At 57.9% G+C, this 19,666-nt stretch carries 15 protein-coding genes; 7 read left to right on the top strand and 8 right to left on the bottom strand.

Annotated elements, in window-relative coordinates:
* Positions 1–7 precede the first annotated feature (7 nt).
* Together ACR0BF_RS01305 and ACR0BF_RS01300 are read right to left on the bottom strand one after the other, a co-directional pair.
* The gene (locus ACR0BF_RS01305) at positions 8–1,921 is read right to left on the bottom strand and encodes an ABC transporter substrate-binding protein (protein WP_480624117.1); all 1,914 of its coding nucleotides are present in this window, start codon (positions 1,919–1,921) and stop codon (positions 8–10) included.
* Positions 1,914–3,686, bottom strand: a complete 1,773-nt coding sequence (locus ACR0BF_RS01300; protein WP_480605105.1) for an ABC transporter ATP-binding protein — start codon at positions 3,684–3,686, stop codon at positions 1,914–1,916. The genes ACR0BF_RS01305 and ACR0BF_RS01300 overlap by 8 nt, the downstream gene beginning before the upstream one ends.
* Positions 3,687–3,919: 233 nt before the next feature.
* On the opposite strand from ACR0BF_RS01300, the gene ACR0BF_RS01295 reads away from it, so the two are divergent.
* The 6 genes from ACR0BF_RS01295 (at position 3,920) to ACR0BF_RS01270 (ending at position 11,096) form a co-directional block, all read left to right on the top strand.
* Entirely contained in the window at positions 3,920–4,417 is a 498-nt protein-coding gene (locus tag ACR0BF_RS01295) for a class I SAM-dependent methyltransferase (protein ID WP_480518693.1), read from the top strand.
* A 19-nt stretch (positions 4,418–4,436) separates the two neighbouring features.
* Positions 4,437–5,066 carry a glutathione S-transferase family protein gene (locus ACR0BF_RS01290; RefSeq protein WP_480624116.1) on the top strand — a complete coding sequence of 210 codons (630 nt, stop codon included), beginning with the start codon at positions 4,437–4,439 and terminating at the stop codon, positions 5,064–5,066.
* A 110-nt stretch (positions 5,067–5,176) separates the two neighbouring features.
* Positions 5,177–7,579: a GcvT family protein gene (locus ACR0BF_RS01285; RefSeq protein WP_480624115.1), complete on the top strand. Its 2,403-nt coding sequence runs from the start codon at positions 5,177–5,179 to the stop codon at positions 7,577–7,579.
* Between the two features lie 2 nt (positions 7,580–7,581).
* A complete protein-coding gene (locus ACR0BF_RS01280; RefSeq protein WP_480624114.1) occupies positions 7,582–9,120 on the top strand; it encodes a trimethylamine methyltransferase family protein in 1,539 nt (512 codons plus the stop codon).
* Entirely contained in the window at positions 9,121–9,795 is a 675-nt protein-coding gene (locus ACR0BF_RS01275; RefSeq protein ID WP_209505343.1) for a TetR/AcrR family transcriptional regulator, read from the top strand.
* Positions 9,792–11,096 carry an NAD(P)/FAD-dependent oxidoreductase gene (locus tag ACR0BF_RS01270; RefSeq protein ID WP_480624113.1) on the top strand — a complete coding sequence of 435 codons (1,305 nt, stop codon included), beginning with the start codon at positions 9,792–9,794 and terminating at the stop codon, positions 11,094–11,096. Before ACR0BF_RS01275 ends, ACR0BF_RS01270 begins: the two co-directional genes overlap by 4 nt.
* A gap of 121 nt (positions 11,097–11,217) precedes the next feature.
* On the opposite strand, the gene ACR0BF_RS01265 is transcribed toward ACR0BF_RS01270, so the two are convergent.
* Entirely contained in the window at positions 11,218–11,580 is a 363-nt protein-coding gene (locus ACR0BF_RS01265) for a DUF3307 domain-containing protein (protein WP_480473810.1), read from the bottom strand.
* Positions 11,581–11,824: 244 nt separating this feature from the next.
* On the opposite strand from ACR0BF_RS01265, the gene ACR0BF_RS01260 reads away from it, so the two are divergent.
* Positions 11,825–14,821 (top strand): cyclic nucleotide-binding domain-containing protein, encoded by a 2,997-nt coding sequence (locus ACR0BF_RS01260; protein WP_480624233.1) that lies wholly within the window; start codon positions 11,825–11,827, stop codon positions 14,819–14,821.
* Positions 14,822–14,827: 6 nt separating this feature from the next.
* On the opposite strand, the gene ACR0BF_RS01255 is transcribed toward ACR0BF_RS01260, so the two are convergent.
* The 5 genes from ACR0BF_RS01255 to ACR0BF_RS01235 all read right to left on the bottom strand — a co-directional run bounded on the left by ACR0BF_RS01255 (position 14,828) and on the right by ACR0BF_RS01235 (position 19,662).
* Entirely contained in the window at positions 14,828–15,115 is a 288-nt protein-coding gene (locus tag ACR0BF_RS01255; protein ID WP_480624232.1) for an ArsR/SmtB family transcription factor, read from the bottom strand.
* A gap of 111 nt (positions 15,116–15,226) precedes the next feature.
* A complete protein-coding gene (locus tag ACR0BF_RS01250) occupies positions 15,227–16,459 on the bottom strand; it encodes a mandelate racemase/muconate lactonizing enzyme family protein (RefSeq protein ID WP_480624112.1) in 1,233 nt (410 codons plus the stop codon).
* A gap of 23 nt (positions 16,460–16,482) precedes the next feature.
* Positions 16,483–17,577, bottom strand: a complete 1,095-nt coding sequence (locus ACR0BF_RS01245; protein ID WP_480624111.1) for a Zn-dependent alcohol dehydrogenase — start codon at positions 17,575–17,577, stop codon at positions 16,483–16,485.
* Between the two features lie 82 nt (positions 17,578–17,659).
* Positions 17,660–18,859, bottom strand: coding sequence for a TCR/Tet family MFS transporter (locus tag ACR0BF_RS01240; protein ID WP_480518707.1), 1,200 nt, complete (start codon positions 18,857–18,859; stop codon positions 17,660–17,662).
* 86 nt (positions 18,860–18,945) lie between these two features.
* Positions 18,946–19,662, bottom strand: a complete 717-nt coding sequence (locus ACR0BF_RS01235; RefSeq protein WP_480546291.1) for an alpha/beta fold hydrolase — start codon at positions 19,660–19,662, stop codon at positions 18,946–18,948.
* Positions 19,663–19,666 lie beyond the last annotated feature (4 nt).

Genomic DNA, 19,666 nt, shown 5'->3' with positions numbered 1-19,666 from the left:
CTCCTGCTTAGTCGGCGAAAAAGAACTCGTCCGGGCGGTGAACGCCGAAATGCGCACCGGGCTCCCATGCCCACATGGCCTGTTCCGGCACATTGCGCAGACGGTTCGACACGACAATGGGTTGGGGTGCTCCGTTCAGGATACCAATGGCATAAAGCTGATCGGCGTGGATTTTAAGCATTTCCGTCCAGATTTCCTTGCGTTCGTCGTCCGTTGTGGCGACCTCCCAGTTATGGGCCAGTTGCATCAGACGTTCTGCCTCGGGCATGTCGGGGGCTTCCCCGGCTTCACCACCTGTCTGGTAGAACTGGCCCCATTTTGGCCAGGCCAGGAATACCTGATCGGTGGGCGCCAGATAGGTTGGAGACGTGTGTGCCTGCGGGATGCCGTCATCCCATCCATACCAGACCGATGCCATCGAGTTGCCGGCAAACACCCGGTTGCGCAGGATATCGCGATCCAATGGGCGCATGACCAGCTTGACCCCGATCTCACGCCAGGTGTCGGTGACGATTTGCAAGGCGTTTTCAACCTCTTGCCGCTCACCAGCAGTTTCGATCACCAGTTCCATAGGACGGCCATCCGGTAACAGACGGACACCGTTCTTGTCGCGCTCGGTCAGGCCGACCTCATCCAGCAACGCATTGGCCTGGCCGACATCGTAACTGGCCCAGGCGGTGGCATTCTTTTCATCGTAAAAGGGCGAGGCAGGCAGAACCGACATTGCACCGGGGTGCGCAAGCTTGAAATACAAAGCCTGGTTGATTGTCTCGCGGTCGATGGCAAGGGACAGGGCGCGCCGCACACGGACGTCACGCAACACTTCGCGCCAGGCGTCATCCTCGTAATTGAGGTTCGGATAGATCGCGATTTGCGATGCAACGCCGGTTTTCCACAGTAATGTCTTGTAGCCGCCTTGCGCCTCGCCTTTTTTCAGGATGGAAGCGTCGCGGAAATCCAAGCCCCGACCTTGCAGGTCGCTTTCCCCTGCATTGGTTTTGGCGGCAACCAGACCGGGGGCAACGATCTCCATCTCGACCACATCGATATAGGGCAGCTGAACCCCTTTGCTGTCGATACGGTGGTAATAGGGGTTACGTACGAAATTGTGGCGGATTTTCTTGCCGGAACTTGCGTTCAGCCACGGTTGCAACGTGGGCAATTCGTGATTGTCGAACTTGTACAGGTTGTCGAGCTTGTTGTGCAGCGCGGCCCAGCTTTTGACGCGGGCATCATCGACCAGAAAGGCAAGTTCCTCGGGGTCGGCATATTTCTCGTGATATCGTTTCAGGAACGCTGCGGGACGATAAATAAAGGGCGGTCTTGCCTGAGCCAGCGATTGTAGAAAACCCGGGTTAGGGTCCTCCCATTCGAAAATCACAGTGGTTTCATCCGGGAAGGTAACGGTGGGTGATTTGCCTTCGACTATCAGAAAATCCGGCGGGCCTGACGGGCTGAGCAATTTGTTGTTGGCAACGTCTTCCCACCAATAGCGGAAATCTTCCGACGTAAACGGAGAGCCGTCGGACCATTTGTGCCCTTCGCGCAGTTTCAGGGTGAACTTGCGGCCGTCTTCGTTTTCAAACGACGCCAGCAAATCGGGGATAATCTCGTAGTTCTGGTCGAAACCGACCAGCCGGGCATAGCCATAGACAACCATCTGGCGGATATCTTTGGAGCGCGTGATCATGGTGCGCAGGGTGCCGCCCTGTTTGCCAAACTCGCGCCCCTTTGCTGCCAGATCGACAATCAGCGGGTCCTTGGGCAGGCGCTCTTGAACGGGAGGAAGATTGCCCGCTTCTACTTCCGCGTTCCAGAACGCGCTTTCCTGCGGCGTCGGGATCGTCTCGGCCGTGGCGGGCAGCATCCCGATGAACGCCAGCGAAGCGGCCAGGATCAGGGGGCGAGTGGTCTTAAACATGGCAACGTACCTTATGGCCCGGTTCCAATTCCACCAATGAGGGTATCACGGTGTCCGAGAAACGAAAGGCTTCATCCCAACTGTCCGGCGCGCCGGCGCCCAAGGAAACCACTTGCAGGTCGATCGGGCGATTGATGTCGGGTTCGGGTTGAGCGGCAATCAGCGCTTTGGTGTAGGGGTGGCGCGGATTGTAGAAAAGAGTTTCGGGTGGTGCTTGCTCGACGATCAGGCCTCGACGCATCACGGCAACTTCGTCGGCGATCCGTGCAACAACGGCCAGATCGTGCGAGATGAACAGATAGGACAGATTCAGGCTGTCCTGTAGATTTTCCAACAGGGTCAGAATCTGCCCCTGTACCGATACATCCAGCGCCGAGGTGGGTTCGTCACACACGATGAGCTGCGGGTCGAGCATCATGGCGCGTGCTATCGACAGACGTTGCCGCTGCCCCCCCGAAAAGGCGTGTGGATAGCGTTTCAGCATGTCGGCTGTCAGGCCGACGCGCTGCAACATCTCGGCGGCCTTGTCGCGCTGCTCGGCGGTTGTTCCGATGCGGTGAATTTCCAGCGGCTCAGTCATCGCGTCCTGAATGCGCATCCGCGGGCTGAGCGAGCTGTAGGGATCCTGAAACACCATCTGCGCATTGCGCTGAAACGCCGTGCGCTGGGCGCGGGTCATGTTGTGCACCGTGACGGGATCGGCATTCGGCGCGGTGCGAAACAGGACTTCTCCGCCGGGATCGGGCAGTTCCGCACCCAACGCGATCCGCGCGGCTGTCGTTTTACCTGATCCGCTTTCACCGACAATGGCCAGCGTCTTGCCACGTGCAAGATTCAGATCGACCCCTTTGCACGCATAGATTTCCTTGTCGGCCTGCCACCCTTTGCTGGACCGCATCGTGTAGGTCTTTGAGACGCCCTTCATCTGAAGGATCAGATCGTCGCCCGGCATCGGTATGCCCACAGCAGCCTGATCTGGAATTTCCGGCGCAGCATCAAACAGTTGTTTGGTATATGGATGCGCCGGGGAGGTCAGGATTGGTGCGGCCGGGCCAGCCTCCATGATGCGGCCCTTGTGCATGACCACAACCTGTTCGGCCATGTTGGCAACCACGCCCAGATCATGGGTCACCAGAATAAGCGCCATGCCAGTCTCGCGCTGCAATTCCTTGATCAGCCCCAGAACTTGAGCCTGAGTGGTCACATCCAGCGCGGTGGTTGGCTCGTCCGCGATCAGCAACTCGGGTTTGGATACCATGGCCATCGCAATCATGGCGCGTTGGCGCATTCCGCCCGACAGCTCGAACGGGTAGGAGTCATAGGCGCGCTGTGGATCTGGAAAACCCACGCGCTCGAACTGCGTCAGGACCTTTTTGCGCGCTTCAGACTCGGAAAGCCCACGATGCAGCCACAGGACTTCACTGACCTGATTCCCAATCTTGTGCAGAGGTGACAGTGAACGCATTGGTTCCTGAAAGATCATCGAAACGCGATTGCCACGAATGCCGCGCATTTCCCGCTCGGAGACAGCTGTCAGGTTACATGTGCCCTTGGAATCATTCAGAGTTATCGTGCCGCTGCGTATCTGAGCCGTTCGCGGCAGAATCCGCAAGACGGCCCGGCACGTGATGGTTTTACCCGATCCCGATTCACCGACCAGCGCCAAGGTTTCCCCTGGTTTGACATCAAAGTTCACATCCGCGACCACGGAACTTCCCGCACCAAAGCCGATGCTGAGGTCTCTGACGCACAACAACGCGCTCATGCAGGCTTTCCAACCGTTTGGCCGCTTGGTGACATCGGTCGTTTCAACTCCCCGTGATTTTTTCGCCAGTGTCGCGCGGTTCCGCCTGTCTAGTCAAACCCGTTCTTGGGCTGAAATGTCGCGAAAATGTGAAACTTTGGGCTTCGTCGCTACACAAAGTCTTGAGAATTTGTCATCTAAGGCGGCGTCGGGGGCATCTATGCTTTCGATTGGTATCAAGGAGATATTTACCGGTGTCCAAGAATCAAAGCCGTCTGGACTTGTTTATCGATCGAATGGTGTCACAGCGCGCCTGTCTGGATCACGCGATTGCGCAAACGGCAGGCATGGCAGGTCCGGTGTTTGAACTGGGTCTGGGCAATGGGCGCACCTATCATCATCTTGTGCAGCATATCGATGGACGCCCTGTCTTTGTGTTCGAACGCGCGGTGGCTTCGCACCCCGATTCAACCCCGCCCGAGGATAGGGTGATCTTGGGAGATGTGCGCGAGACGCTGCCAGCGGCGGTCGACAGGTTTGGACCGACAGCAAGCCTGATCCATGCAGATCTTGGGGGGCATAATCGCGAAAAGAACGACATCTTTGCGCGGCTTGTTTCCCCGTTGATCGAGCCCTTGCTGGCATCGGGTGGATTAATGGTATCAAGCGACCGGATGTATTTCGAGCGGCTGGAGGAAATGCCGTTGCCCGAGGGTGCCGTCGAAGGGCGCTGTTTCATCTATCGGCGCTGACCAGAGAGAAGGGGCCTGCATGATATTCTACGATTGCTCTACGGCCCCAAACCCGCGCCGTGCTCGCATGTTCATCGCGGAAAAAGGGTTGGACATCGAAACGCACGAAATCTCGATTGCTAAGGGCGCGCAGTTGAGCGCTGAGTTTCGTACAGTGAACCCCCGGGCCACAATCCCGGTTCTGGTAACGGATGAAGGCGCAGTCCTGACCGAAAATCTTGGCATCGCCGCGTATCTTGAAGCGCGTTTCCCCGAGCCGTCCTTAATGGGCCGTACCGCTGATGAAAAAGGGTTGGTCTTGATGTGGAACGCAATTGCTGAGCAGCAGGGCGGTGCGCCTATCGCTGAGGCTTTGCGCAACAGCCATCCGGCGTTCAAAGACCGTGCCATTCCCGGCCCTGTTAACCATGCGCAGATCCCCGAACTGGCGCAGCGTGGGCGCGAGCGGGTTGCGTCGTTTTTCGAGCTGCTGGAGGCGCGGCTGATGCAAAGCGCGTATGTCGCTAGCGATGTATTCACTCTGGCGGATATATCCACTTTTGTTTTTGTCGATTTCGCGCGCGTCATAAAGATGCGGATACCGGACGGCAATACGAACACGCAGGTCTGGTTTGAAAGCGTGAAAGCCCGCCCAAGCGCGCAGCTTTAGGTTTGCAAAGCAATAGGTAGAGTTCTCTCATTCCGCACTGTACAGAAATGTCTAGACAGAACTGAACAGTGCTACTAGCGTCTTCCAAGATTCTGTTCAGGGAGGTCGGGATGAAATCCCAATATCGCGTAGTGGTCATTGGAGGGGGCGTCGTTGGTGCCTCGGTTCTGTATCATCTGGCCAAATTCGGCTGGTCGGATGTGGTCATGCTGGAAAGGCGGCGGCTGGCTTCGGGATCGTCTTGGCACGCGGCGGGCGGCATCCATGCCCTGAACGCGGATCCAAATATGGCCTCGTTGCAGGCCTACACAATCGACCTGCTGAGTGAGATCGAAAAAGAATCGGGCCAGAATATCGGTTTGCATATGACCGGTGGCCTGACTTTGGCCGGTACGCCTGAACGCTGGGAGTGGTTGCAGGCCAATTACCGCATCTTCCAGTCCATCGGTATTGACGACTGCGAGTTGCTGACCCCGCAAGAGGCACAGAGACGCTGCCCGATCATGTCAACCGACGGTGTTTTGGGCGCGATGTGGGCGGATCGCGAGGGGTATATCGATACAACAGGTACTGTTCAGGCTTATGCTACTGCGGCCAGGAAACGTGGTGCCGAATATTATGAGGAAACCAAGGTCGAGGAATTGATCCAGACGGCGGATGGCTGGCAGGTGGTGACCGATAAGGGCACGATCACCTGTGAACATGTGGTCAACGCGGCCGGGCTCTGGGCCAAGCAGGTTGGGCGCATGGCAGGGGTAGAGCTGCCAGTCTCACCGTTGAAGCACCACTATCTGATCACGGACACGGTGCCCGAAGTGGCGCAGGCGGACTTCGAGATGCCGATGACCGTGGACCTCGAAGGGTTCACCTATATGCGGCAGGACCAGAAGGGCGTTCTGGTGGGGATCTACGAGGTCGATCACGAACACTGGGCGATGGATGGCGCGCCGTGGAACTATGGCGAGGAACTGTTTCAGGAACAGCTTGACCGGATCGAGAACGAGCTGACATTGGGCTTTGAGCGGTATCCGTCGATCCAGAACGTGGGCATCAAGACATGGGTCAATGGTGCTTTCACGTTTTCACCGGATGGTAACCCGCTGGTTGGTCCGGTTCCGGGTAAACGAGGGTATTGGACGGCCTGTGCGGTCATGGCAGGGTTCCTGCAAGGTGGTGGCGTTGGGAAAACACTGGCCGAATGGATGATCCAAGGCGAGCCCGAAGCCGATGCCTGGCCGATGGATGTGGCGCGCTATGGGGAATTCGCACAGAACAAGCGGTATATCCGTGAAACCACTGGCCAGTTCTATTCGCGCCGCTTCGTGATGACCTACCCGAACGAACAATTGCCTGCGGGTCGCCCGTTAAAGATGGCTCCGGCGCATGACGCGATGACTGAGGCCGGATGCAAATGGGGCGTCAGCTGGGATCTGGAGGTGCCGCTGTATTTCGCACCCAAAGGGTTCGAGGAAACGCCGACGCTCAAACGTTCGAACGCGCACGACATCGTGGCGGCTGAATGCAGGACCATCCGTGAGGGCGTGGGCCTGATGGATATCACGGGCTTTTCCCGCTTTGAGGTTTCCGGCCCAAATGCCAAAGCGTGGCTGGATAACGTTATGGCTTCGAAACTACCCGCGCCGGGTCGTGCCAAACTGGCGCCGATGCTGGGCGAAGACGGGCGGCTCAAAGGCGATCTGACCGTGTTGAACTGGGGCGATGGCACCTGGTGGATCATGGGCAGCTATTACCTGCGCGCCTGGCATATGCGATGGTTCAACGATCATATGATGGATGGGGTCACCGTCCGCGACCTGGGAGAGGAGTATTGCGGGTTTGCCGTGGTCGGACCGAAATCGCAGGCGGTGGTCGAGAAACTGGCCGAACAGGATATCTCAAACCTGAAATTCATGGGCTGCGGTGATTTCGACATCGGCCTGGTCCGTGCCCGCGTGGCCCGTATGTCGGTGACCGGCGAAAAAGGGTATGAAATCAACTGTCGCTATGGCGATCACATCAAGCTGCGTCGCATTTTACTGGAAGCCGGTTCAGAAGAGGGAATCCGCGAGTGCGGTTTCAATGCGATGCTGTCAACGCGGCTTGAGAAAAGCTTTGGCATCTGGTCGGCAGAGTTCACGCAGGCTTACACACCCGGCATGACCGGCATGGATCGCTGGATCGACTGGGACAAGGAGTTCATCGGCAAGAAGGCCGCTTTGGCCGAACGGGATGGCAATGGCCCGGCGCAGGTACAGGTAACACTGGAAATCGATGCGTTGGACGCCGATGCCAGCGGGTATGAGCCGGTCTGGGCCAATGGCGAACGCGTGGGTTTTGTGACTTCAGGCTGTTATGGGCACCACATCGGCAAGTCCTTGGCGATGGCCTTGATTGACCGTGACAAGGTGGACCCGGGTACGGAACTGTCTGTCCATGTGGTGGGTGTGGAATGTCCGGCGCGAGTAATTGCGCCGTCGCCCTACGACCCTCAGGGCAAAGCGATGCGGGGCTGATCATGGCCGCTCCGGACCGACGACGCCGAAGGCGAGGGGGCGAGGCTGCCCCGCAGCCCAGCCGCGACGTGAACTATCGCCAGCTTAGGAACCCTTTCCCATTGATGGAGGTGTTCCCGGCTGACCAGATTGCGGACATGCACGAGGCAGCGTTGCGTACGCTCGAGGAGTTGGGTGTAAAGACCCTGCTTCCCGAGGCACGCAAGCTGTTCAAGCAGGGTGGCGCGCGCGTGGATGAAGACAGTGAGATGGTCTTTATCGGGCGCGAGATGGTTGAGGCTGCCGTTGCCTCGGCCCCCAAATCTGTCGCTTGTAGCGCCGGTTCGCGGCATCGGGATTTCACTCTGGAACTGGGTTCGCTGGTGTTTCAACCGGGGGCAGGCGCGCCGAACGCAACCGATCTGGAACGTGGTCGCCGCCCGGCGACAGGTCAGGATTATCTGGAGTTTCTGAAGCTCACCCATCATTTCGATGTGTTCCAGATGATCTCGCCTCAGGTTGAACCTCAGGATGTACCGACGCATCTGCGCCACTACTTCACGACACAGGCACAGATGGAACTGACCGACAAGTTCCCGTTCTTCTTCTCGCGCGGTACGCCGCAGGTCATGGATTGCTTTGAGATGCTGTCCACGGCGCGAGGTCTGTCGGATGATGAGTTCCGGGGCAACGCGCATTGTTACACGATCATCAACACAAACAGCCCGCGCACGCTGGACATTCCCATGGCGCAAGGCCTGATCGACTTTGCGCGCCACGGTCAGATGTCGATCATCACACCGTTCACCCTGATGGGGGCGATGGCGCCGATCACCGTGGCCGGGGCAATCACCCTGTCCCATGCCGAGACGCTGGCCGCGCTGACCTTGGCGCAGCTGGCCAGACCGGGCGCTCCGGTGTGTTATGGCACGTTCACCAGCAATGTGGACATGAAATCCGGTGCACCTGCATTCGGGACGCCCTCGCATTTTCAGGCATCACTGGCCGCAGGCCAACTGGCGCGTCACCTTGGCCTGCCCTGGCGGTCGGCGGCAGGGTCAGCGTCAAACAGCAACGACGTGCAAGCGGCGAATGAGAACCAGTTTGGCCTTTGGGGTTGCCTGATGGCCGGGGCGACTGTGATCATTCATTCCGCGGGCTGGCTGGAAGGGGGATTGACCGTATCCTTCGAAAAGCTGGTCTGCGATGCCGAGGTGCTGAACATGGTGGCCGAGCTTTGCGCGGGCGCGCAGGCGGGGCCCGCCGAGATTGGCTTTGATACCGCTTTAAGTGAGGTCGCGCCCGGCGGCCATTTCTTTGCCTGCCCCCAGACGATGGAGCGCTACACCACCGAGTTCTATCAACCGCATGTCCATGACTACGCCAACTTCGGCACATGGACCGAGCGCGGTTCAACAGATGCCAACCAACGTGCAACGGGGGTTTGGCAGGGTATCCTGAACGATTTCAAGGCCCCTGCCATAGACAATGATCGTTTTGGTGCCTTGCAGGACTTTATCGCACGTCGCACCGCAGAGGGCGGGGCGCCACCGGAGAGTTGAATGAACAACAAACCCATCCTTCACCGCGATGATCCCGAGGCCGAGCCCCTGATCGGCAATATCAAGGTCACCCGAGACGATTGGCTGAACGTAGCGATGGACGTGCTGATTTCGGACGGGGTGGACCAGATCAAGGTTCTTAACCTGGCCGAGCGGATGGCCGTGTCACGTTCATCCTTCTACTGGTACTTCAAGTCCAGACAGGAACTTTTGGATGCACTGCTGGCGCGGTGGCAGGCGACCAATACGGTTGCGCTTGTAAAACAGGCAGAAGCGCCGGCCGAAACGATAACGGGCGCGGTCTGCAATGTGCATCGTTGTGTCGTCAACACGGACTTGTTTGACACCGCATTGGATTTTGCCGTGCGCGACTGGGCGCGTAAATCGGGCAAAGTACGCCGTGCGCTGGACCAGTCAGACACACGGCGGCTTGAAGCTTTGCACGCGATGTTCGCCAGATACGGCTATTCCGAGATCGAGTCCGAAACACGTGCGCGCGTGCTGTATTACATGCAGATCGGATATGATCTGGCACAATTGAACGAACCCTTCGAGACGCGGATCTCGATGGTGCCGCATTACCTATACGCCTTTACGGGCGTTGAACCGAAACCCGAAGAAGTTGAAGAATTCAGCGCATATTCCCGGCGCTACTGGAAAGGAGACCCGACATGAGTCAACCAGACGCAATCATCATTGGCACAGGTGTGATCGGCGCGGCCATCGCGTTCGAAATGTCCAAGGCGGGCTGGAAAACCCTGTCTCTGGATCGCAACGCACAGGTTGGGCACGGTTCAACCGCCGGGTCCTGCGCGATCATCCGGATGCATTATTCCACCTTCGACGGAACGGCGTTTGCCTGGGAAGGCTATCATTACTGGCGCGACTGGGCTGACTATCTTGGACTGCCAGAGGGGGCCAATCTGGCTCAGTTCAGGGAAACCGGCTGCCTGGTCATGAAGACCGAGGCGAACGGGATGCTGGAAAAGCACATGCGCAATTCATCAGAACTGGATTGCCCGTTCGAAGAATGGTCGGGGGAAAAAGTGGTTGAACGCCTGCCGGTTTATTCGTTGGACAGCTTTGCCCCGGCGCGCCGCATGGATGACCCGGAATTCGGCCAGCCCAACGGGCGAAAGATGACGGGTGGAGTGTACTGGCCGCAGGCGGGATATGTCACCGACCCGGCCTTGTCGGCGCAAAACCTGATGGATGCTGCCAAACAGCACGGGGCCGAGGTCCGCACCAGTGCCGAAGTTATCGAGATCCTGACCGAAGATGGTCGCGTTTCCGGAGTCAAGCTGGCCTCGGGCGAAGAAATCCGCGCAAGGGTTGTCGTGAACGTGGCCGGGCCGGGCTCGGCTATCATCAATGGGATGGCAGGCGTTCTGGACGACATGACCATCAAAACCCGCCCCCTGCGGCAAGAGGTCGTGCATGTCCCTGCCCCGGAGGGGTTCGACTTTGAAAACGACGGAACCATCGTCTCGGACAGCGACATCGCCTGCTATTGCCGCCCGGAACACGGCAATCACATCCTTGTGGGATCTGAGGACCCGGAATGCGATCCGCATCAATGGTGCGAGGATGATGTCACCTATAACCGAGAGTTCACGGACCAATGGACCACACAGGCCATGCGATACGCGCAGCGTGTACCCAGCCTTGGTATTCCATCAAAAACGCGGGGTGTGGTTGACCTTTACGATGCCTCAACCGACTGGATTCCGATCTATGACAAATCCAGCTTGCCGGGGTTTTACATGGCCTGCGGGTCCAGCGGGAACCAGTATAAGAATGCACCGATTGCGGGTAAGATGATGGCGGCACTGATCGCGTATTGCGAAGGCGGAGCGGATCACGACGCGGAACCGTTGCAATTCGAACTGCCTTATATCAAACGGATCATCGACGTGGGCTTTTACTCACGCAAGCGCCCGATCAATGAGGAAAGCAGCTTTTCGGTTCTGGGCTAGTCGGGTTTTTGCAACAATCAAAGTCGAGCGGGGCAGGTTTACAGCTTACCTCGCTATGACCGACCGAAGGATCGGCGCATAGCTTCCAGGCTGCGAAACGGACAGTATACCCTGATGTTAGTTACGTTGCCGCGAAGGTGACCCAGGCCCAGACCATCGCCACATAGGTCAGGTTGTGCAGGCACTGATCCAGCCCAGCCGCACGCCAGAATGCGGCCTGCGTGGGCTCAAGTTGTTTCTTGTCTGAATAGCTGGCTTTCACGAAATCGATATTGAAGTGAATGACCCATTCAAGCAATTCGACAATCAGGATAAACAACAGCGGCGCGCCGAAAGCGGCAAACACGATGACAGAGCCCGCAACATGAACTGCTGCGTGCTGCGCGCGTCCCAAGTGAAAATACTCGCCTCTGCCAGAGAGCATCTTCGGTGTCTGGAGGTAGTAGTCAGCGAACATATGCTTGATCTGTAAAAGGCAAAGCATAAGTAGCACTGCGCCAATACTGGCAGTCAAAAGAACCCTCCCGATATCGTTCAAAACTGACTTTAGGCAATAACACGGCCATGCGTAAATGAACTAGTTCACATAAGATAAAGAAAATTCTCAGGTGGGAAAAAAATTGCATAACGTGTCAGTATGGCAGTAAATTCAAACTGTTGAATTTGGGCGCACGGCGTCCGGGCCGTGTTATCGGCCAGCAGTAGGGGCAGGTTCCATAGAACGCACGATTTTCCGCTTTATCTGGAAATACTCCAAACGCGATCAGCTGATCCTGCTGGCTGTGACGGCGACGTTGTTTCCGTTGCTCTATCTTACACTGGAGTTGCCCAAGCGTATCATCAACGACGCAATCGGTTCGACAACGGCCGAAGTGGATGTCTGGGGTTATACGCTTTCACAGACGAATTTCCTGATTATTTTGTGTTTTGCTTTCTTGGCTGCAGTGCTGGCGCACGGGCTGATGAAAATGCGCATCAACACCATGAAGGGTGTGCTGAGCGAACGCATGCTGCGACGGTTTCGGTATCAGCTGGTCAGCCGCGCGCTTCTTTTTCCGCAACCTTATTTCGAACGGGTCAGCCAAGGTGAAATGGTCTCGATGATCACGGCTGAAAGCGAACCAATGGGGGGTCTGATGGGCGATGCGATCAGCCAGCCGGTTCTGCAAGCCGGTCAGATGATCACCATCCTTTCTTTCCTGTTCTTGCAAAGCTTTTGGTTCGGGCTGGCCGCTGTCGCCCTGATCCCGGTACAGGCCTGGTTAATCCCCAAATTACAACGCCAGATCAACCTGTTGAACAAGAAACGCATTCAGGAAGTACGGGCGTTGGCTGCCCAGATCGGCGAAAACGCGGCAGGGGCGTCAACCCTACGCAGCAATGGCGGTTGGCGCTATCGCCGGGCTATGGTTTCCGATCAATTGGGGCGGCTTTTCACGATCCGCTTTGAGATTTACCAGAAGAAGTTTTTTATGAAGTTCATAAACAACTTCATCTCGCAGCTGACACCATTCATGTTCTACCTGATTGGTGGCCTTCTGGTGTTGCAGGGTTCGGTTTCGCTGGGGGCATTGGTTGCGGCGCTGGCGGCGTACAAGGATCTGAGCTCACCCTGGAAAGAGCTGTTGACCTATTACAACCAAACCCAGGACATGTCGTTGCGCTGGGAAATCGTCGTTGACCGTTTCGATCCGGCCGGATTGAAGGATGAAGTGCTGTTCGAGGGCGAACCAGCAGAGCGCCCCCACCTGAGCGGCGATATCGTGTTGAATCACGTTTCAGTTCGCGACATGGACGGAAATCAGGTGCTGGATGATCTGAATCTTACTTTTCCCGGTGGCAAGACGATTGGTATCGCCGCACCCAGCGAAGAGGATCGGCGCGCCATGGGTGAGCTGCTGACCCGCGAGATTTTGCCCGCTGCCGGCACGGTTCAGGTTGGGGATCTGAACCTGGCAGATCTGCATCAGGGCGTTGTGGCCGCGCGTATCGGGTACGCAACGTCCCGCCCGGTCATGTTTCAGGGAACGTTGGGTGACAACGTGATGATGCCGATGCGATTCAAACCCTTGGCTGAATCCTCAGACGACCCTGATTTTGCCGAGACTTTGCGGGCTGGAAACAGCATGGATCCGTTCAGGGTGGAATGGCTTGACCCGGCGCTGGCCGGGTTTGAAGACGCGACGGCGTTGCGCGACTGGTGGTTGCAGCTGATTGATGGAATGGGGTCCGGTGCAGCCTTGTTTCGGCGTGGTGCCGAACAAAGCTTTGTTGCGACCGAACACTGCGAACTGGCAAGGAAACTGGTCGAGCTGCGCCCGCTTGTTCGGCGGGCGGTCCATGACGCGGGTCTTGAGCAGCAGGCGCTGATATTCGACCGGAATGCTTACAACCCGGCGCTGCCTGTTGCCGAGAACCTGCTTTTTGCGACGCCCCGCGTGCCGGTGACGCAGGCGTTGCTTGCCCGGCAGAAGGTTTTCCTCATGCAGTTGCGAGAGCTGGGGCTGGATGAGACGCTGATCGCCCTGACCCGTGACGTGATCGAGATGCTGCGACAGATCTTCGGGTTCGACGGAACCGACCATCCGTTGTTCCGCAAGCTGGGTCTTGATGTAAAGACTTATGAGGCAGCTGTGGAGCTGGTTGAACAGACCCGCAAAGAGGGAACATCAGGGCTGGATGACGAACAGCTGGCCAGTATGTTGGCCGTGCCTTTCGTCGTCTCGGCTGAGCAGATTGGCCCGGCTTTCACGGATGAGCTGAAAGACCGCATTCTGGAACTTAGGCAGAGTCATTCGGGTAAGCTGTTGGAAAGCCTCAAGGACGCATTTGTTCCGCTGGATCCGGAAGATTTCGCGCCTGGATTGACGGTCATGGAAAACGCGCTGTTCGGCAAGGTCAGTCAGATAGGCGGCGCGCGATCGGATGAGGCCCGCAAGGTCATTGTCGACGTGTTGGAGGAGAACGGCGCGCGTCCTTTGGTGGTCGAGCTGATTTATGACATTCCGGTTGCTTTGGGTGGGCAGAGCCTTCCGGCGGTTTTTGCCGAACCTCTGGCGTTTACCCGCGCGACAATCAAGAAGCCAGATATCCTGATCCTGGAGCAGGCATTGGCCAGTTACGACATGAAAACGCAGGTATCGGTTTACAAGAAGCTGCGCGAGTTGCTGCCGGATGCCACGGTGTTCTACCTCAATGACCAGTTCGAAAACCCGGACGTATTCGACATGTTCGTGGAAATCCGGCAAGGTCGTGTCGTCTCGGATGGAGGACCGGTAGACGTGGGAAAAGACAGCGCATCTTCAGCAGATCTGGCGCGGAAACTGCGCGCGCTGGAGCAGACCCCCTTGTTTTCAGGTCTGGACCGGAGGCAATTGCGCCTTCTGGCTTTTGGGGCGCAATGGTTCGATGCCAAGCCTGGGCAGGTGGTGTTCCTGAAAGATGATCAGCCCACCGATGGCGCTTATGTAGTGCTGGAGGGAGAGGCAGGCCTGTACCTGCCACAGGAAGATGGACCCGATCAGTTGATCACCACCGTGGGGCCGGGCGCATTGGTGGGTGAACTTGGTCTGATCCGCAAAGAACCACGCGCGCTGAGCATGGTGGCCGAAACACAACTATCCTGCCTTAGGATCGGTGAGGAAGAATTCCTGGCCGTTGTGGAAAACGATGCGGCAACCGCGTTCAAGCTGATGCAGGTGATCGCCGGTTACGTGTCCAATTAGGCGTGATCAGCTGGCAGGCTCGCAAAACAGCTCGTACAGCAGACCGATCATCTGCGCTGCATTTCCATCGCTTAGCGAATAATAGATCGTTTTGCCATCTCTTCGGCTGGTGACAAATCCTTCCTCCCGCAGACGGGCCAACATTTGGCTGACGGCGGCTTGTCGTAATTGCAGCAAATCCTCAAGCTGGCCTACCGATTTCTCGCCATTCCCAAGGTGGCACAGGATCATCAGGCGCCCTTCATGCGCCAGTGTCTTGAGAAATGCAGCCGCGCGAGCTGCATTTTCTTTCATTTCTGATGGTGTGTCCGAGGTGTGTGCCTGAGGTTCGGTTTCTAGGAGTGTCACGTTTTGACCGTTGTGCCGTTAATCTTGGGTCAATATGCCTCAAACCCGTCTGTGTTGTCACCCCTCGGTTGCAGGGGCACCGCCCTGAAAAGCATTGCCATTAACGTAATCGCACGGCTCTTCCTGCATCTGCAAGTGCAAGCCGCGACCTTCATACGGGTGCGCGCGGGCCAGGTCTTCGTCGACATCGATCCCAAGTCCCGGCGCTGTCGGAGCGATCACGAAGCCGTCCTCTATTTGAATGGAACCTTTGATCAGCTGGTTGTGGAACGGTGTTTCAATGGTTTCCAGCAACAGCAGGTTCGGGATCGACGCGGCCAGGTGGATATTGGCGGCCCATTCGACCGGTCCAGCATAAAGATGTGGCGCCATCTGAGCATTGAATATCTCTGCTATAGCGGCGACTTTCTTCATCTCCCAGATTCCTCCGGCTCGCCCCAGCGCCGGTTGCAGGATTTCCGCAGCCCTGGCGCGCAGAACGGCTCCAAACTCGGCCTTGGTTGTCATGCGCTCTCCGGTGGCGATGGGGATACGGACGTTGCGGGCGACACGGGCCATGTCTTCGATCATATCAGGTGGCGTGGGTTCTTCGAACCATAGGGGCTGATATGGTTCCAGCGCCTGCCCCAGCCTAATGGCACCGGCCGTGTTGAACTGCCCGTGTGTGCCAAACAGCAGGTCGGCCTTGTCCCCTACGGCTTCGCGAATTGCCTTACAAAAGGCGACGGACATGGAAATGTCACTCATCGCGGGCATGTGGCCGCCATGGATTGTATAAGGGCCCGCCGGGTCGAATTTTACAGCGGTATAGCCGCGTCGCACCATTTCAGCGGCTGTTTCACCCGCTTGTTCGGGAGAGGTCCAGAAGTCGGTCAGATTGTGATGCGGCAAAGGGTAGAGGTAAGTGTAGGAGCGAATTCGCTCGTTCACCTTGCCGCCCAACAGGGCGTAAACCGGGCGGTCGCGATCCTTGCCCAGAATATCCCAACAGGCGATCTCCAACCCCGAGAATGCACCCATCACCGTCAGGTCGGGGCGCTGCGTGAAGCCGCTGGAATAGGCACGGCGGAACATAAGCTCGATGTTTTCGGGGTTCTCGCCCAGCATGTGCCGTTCGAACACATCCCGGATGACGTGGCGCATCGCCTCGGGTCCGACGGACGAGGCATAGCATTCGCCCCAACCGGTTATGCCGGTGTCTGTCGTCAGTTTGACCAATATCCAGTATCGCCCCCCCCAACCCGGAGCGGGTGGGGCGGTGACGATGATGTCGAGATCCTGCAGTTTCATCTCAGTTCCTCCGAGCCGGGAGATCAGGTTCTGTCGAACAGGATCACGTTGCGCTTGGCAGATCCGGTTTTGGTATCGGCAATGGCCTCGTTGATCTGATCCAGCGACCAGCGGCCCGAGATCAGCTCGTCCAGTTTCAACCGACCCTGCTCGTAAAGGTCGATCATCCAGGGGATGTCCCGCTGAATAACCACATCACCCATTTTCGAGCCGACAACACCCTGGCCGAGGGCTGCCAGAACAACCGGTTCATAGCTGGCCATGCCGCCCGAATGCGGCATTCCGATCATGATGGCCTTACCGCCGCGGCCAAGATAACGCGGGGCCTGATCATAGGCGGCGATTGCGCCGACCGAAATCAGAACCGCATCGGCACCGCGTCCGCCAAGGGCTTTGAACGCTGCCTTCCAGGGTTCTTTCAGCCTGGCCAGCACGCCATGGGTCGCGCCGAACTCCTTCGCGATTTCCAGCTTTTCTTCAGTCATGTCGACGGCCACGATCCGTCGTGCTCCTGCGATCCGTGCGCCCTGAATGGCGTTCAGGCCAACACCACCCGCACCGATGACAACGACATCCTGACCCGGACGCAAATTGGCGGCGTTTACAGCAGCGCCGACCCCGGTGATCACCCCGCAAGACAGAAGGCTGGCCAGGTCTTTGGGCAGGCTTTCGGGTATCCTGACGATCTGCCGATGGCTCACCACAACTTTTTCGGCAAACGCGCCGCAGGCCATGGCCTGTTCCAGCGGACCGCCGTCAGCCGTTTTTAGCGGGCCTTTGACGGTGTCGTACGGTGTTTCGCAATTTGTCGGGTGCCCTCCGGCACAGGTGGGGCAGGACCCGCACGCGCGGATCAGCGTCACAACTACAGGTTCGCCAATCCTGAAGTCCCCGGCGGCCTCTCCAACTGCGGAGATCACACCTGCGGCTTCGTGTCCGTAAACGGCGGGCAGGAACCCTCCCCAGGCACCTTCGGCATAGGATATATCTGAATGGCAGATGGCCACTGCATCCAGCGTCACTTCGACTTCGCCCGTGCCGGGGGGCGCCAGCTGAACCTCTTCGATAACCAGGGGTTCGCCGAATGCCCGGCAGACTGCGGCTTTGATTGTTTGCATGTTTTCCCTCATTCCCGTTGGCCCCACGGTGGCGTGGGAAAGCGTTGATCGCAAGGCGGAAACCGTCATGTGTGTGTCGTTGTTAAGCCACGACAGGCGGGGACCGGCGAAACAAAACGAACCCGGCCAGCATCAGCGCCAGTGCCAGCAGGAACGGAGCACCCGGCAGGTACAGCGGTGTGTCGGGGCGAATGAACTGCGCAAATACGCTGGTCATGACCAGGGGCGAGATTACCATCGAAAGCGCGTGGAGCGCGGCGAGGACGCCCTGCAACTCTCCTTGCTGCGAATCTGGTGTCGCTTTGGACATCATTGCCTGAAGTGCTGGTGTGGTGATTGCCCCGATTGCGGTGATTGGGATGAACAAAAGCGCAATGAACCCGTTGGTCAGAAAGGCCAGAATTGCGAAACTAAGAATTTCAAAACCCATCCCGTAGATGATGGCACCCCTTTCGCCGCACAATCGGATTGCGGGGCGGATCAGACCGCCCTGCACAACGGCCATGCCGATCCCATAGACGCCCAGTGACAGGCCGATCATCTGAGGGGACCATCCGAACCGCTCGGTGGTGAAAAAGGACCAGATAGCGGGGTAGACGTAGATTGAGACCGAATACAGAAAGTAGACCCACAGCATAGGTCGGATACCGGGCAGTGCAGCAATGGCGCGCAGCGAATTCACCGGGTTGGCGCGGCGCAGGTTGAAGGCGCGCCGGGTCTTGTCGGTCACGGTTTCAGGCATCACGAAGCAGCCGATGGCAAAGATCAGTGCCACCAGACCTGCCGCAGCCCAAAACGGGGCACGGGTTCCATATTCGCTGAGCAACCCGCCGATCACTGGTCCGAGCACAAATCCGACGCCAAATGCTGCCCCCAACAGGCCAAAGTTTGCGGCCTTGTCCTTGGGATCGGAAATATCCGCCATGAACGCGGCGGCGGTGGAATGCGTGGCTGCGGTAATGCCGCCGACGATACGACCGGCCAGCAACAGCCAGATACTGCCCGCCACTGCCATAACCATATAATCAAGCGCCATGACGAACAGCGACAGCAGCAGCACAGTTCTGCGGCCATAGGCGTCGGACAGGTTTCCAAGGATTGGACCAAAGATAAATTGCATCGCCGCAAAAGCGGTACTCAGCACTCCACCCCAGATCGCCGCATTGGCAAGCGAACTGCCCTGCACATCAACAATCAGTTGCGGCATGATCGGCATAACCAGACCAATGCCCATTGCGTCGATCATGACGATGCTGAGGATGAAGAGTGATGGCAGGCGCATGGAACTCGGGCAGGTGATCTGTTCGTGGCACCCTAGGCACAGTCACCGAAGGTGGGAAGACAGAGTTTTGCGTGCAGTCCGCCGCATCACTCAAATTTGCTTGCCAATTCGCTCAGCAGTCCGGCCAGTTCCTGTGGATGCGAGAAAAACGGAGAATGCGAACTGTCGATGGTTCGCCGCAGGTCCTTCGGGATAAACGCGCACATGTCCGCCTGATATTCCGCGGGGATCGTTCGGTCATCTGTGGTGCGGATATAGGCCTTGGGCACTTCGTTGAAATTCGTGCCGACCGGCAGTGGTGTTTCCTGGGGGCGAATGGCCTGTGGGCACAGGCGCGCATAGGCGTAAGGCAGGATATCGTCCGGGCAATCGTGGTAGAACAGCTTTGGGATGGCATCTACCGACACGGTGTAAGACAGCCCGTCAGACGATTTGTCAATCGCGTGGGCAATTGTCTGCTGCGGGCCGCGTCTGCGCATTTCTGCTAGCGAAAGGCCATCGTGAGGCACGTAGGCGCACAGAAAGATCAGGGCGCGCATGGCGTCCGGTCGAGCTTCGGCGGCGGCGCTGATCGGATACCCGCCCCACGAGTGACCCACGACAATCGTATCGGGCGTGCAGGCGTTCAGAACGGCATCGCGGCAATTTTCCAGCGTCACCTCGGACACCGGCGTTGGATCTGCACCATGGCTGGGCAAGTCGATGGCCCGGGCCGAATGTCCCAAAGCTTCCAGCGCGGGGATCAGGTCGCGCCAGCACCAGGCTCCGTGGCAGGAGCCGTGGACCAACAGGAAAGACGCCATCGCT

The organism is Ruegeria sp. AG7 (assembly GCF_056541545.1).
The sequence above is the reverse complement of the archived record's forward strand: the minus strand, read 5'-3'. Positions and strand labels throughout refer to the sequence as shown.

Excerpts from the sequence above, each read along its gene's own strand:
- ACR0BF_RS01265 (WP_480473810.1), bottom strand. The coding sequence starts at position 11,580 with ATGCTTTGCCTTTTACAGATCAAGCATATGTTCGCTGACTACTACCTC.
- ACR0BF_RS01285 (WP_480624115.1), top strand. The coding sequence starts at position 5,177 with ATGAAATCCCAATATCGCGTAGTGGTCATTGGAGGGGGCGTCGTTGGT.
- ACR0BF_RS01280 (WP_480624114.1), top strand. The coding sequence starts at position 7,582 with ATGGCCGCTCCGGACCGACGACGCCGAAGGCGAGGGGGCGAGGCTGCC.
- ACR0BF_RS01305 (WP_480624117.1), bottom strand. The coding sequence starts at position 1,921 with ATGTTTAAGACCACTCGCCCCCTGATCCTGGCCGCTTCGCTGGCGTTC.
- ACR0BF_RS01290 (WP_480624116.1), top strand. The coding sequence starts at position 4,437 with ATGATATTCTACGATTGCTCTACGGCCCCAAACCCGCGCCGTGCTCGC.
- ACR0BF_RS01235 (WP_480546291.1), bottom strand. The coding sequence starts at position 19,662 with ATGGCGTCTTTCCTGTTGGTCCACGGCTCCTGCCACGGAGCCTGGTGC.
- ACR0BF_RS01255 (WP_480624232.1), bottom strand. The coding sequence starts at position 15,115 with ATGAAAGAAAATGCAGCTCGCGCGGCTGCATTTCTCAAGACACTGGCG.
- ACR0BF_RS01240 (WP_480518707.1), bottom strand. The coding sequence starts at position 18,859 with ATGCGCCTGCCATCACTCTTCATCCTCAGCATCGTCATGATCGACGCA.
- ACR0BF_RS01300 (WP_480605105.1), bottom strand. The coding sequence starts at position 3,686 with ATGAGCGCGTTGTTGTGCGTCAGAGACCTCAGCATCGGCTTTGGTGCG.
- ACR0BF_RS01250 (WP_480624112.1), bottom strand. The coding sequence starts at position 16,459 with ATGAAACTGCAGGATCTCGACATCATCGTCACCGCCCCACCCGCTCCG.
- ACR0BF_RS01275 (WP_209505343.1), top strand. The coding sequence starts at position 9,121 with ATGAACAACAAACCCATCCTTCACCGCGATGATCCCGAGGCCGAGCCC.
- ACR0BF_RS01245 (WP_480624111.1), bottom strand. The coding sequence starts at position 17,577 with ATGCAAACAATCAAAGCCGCAGTCTGCCGGGCATTCGGCGAACCCCTG.
- ACR0BF_RS01270 (WP_480624113.1), top strand. The coding sequence starts at position 9,792 with ATGAGTCAACCAGACGCAATCATCATTGGCACAGGTGTGATCGGCGCG.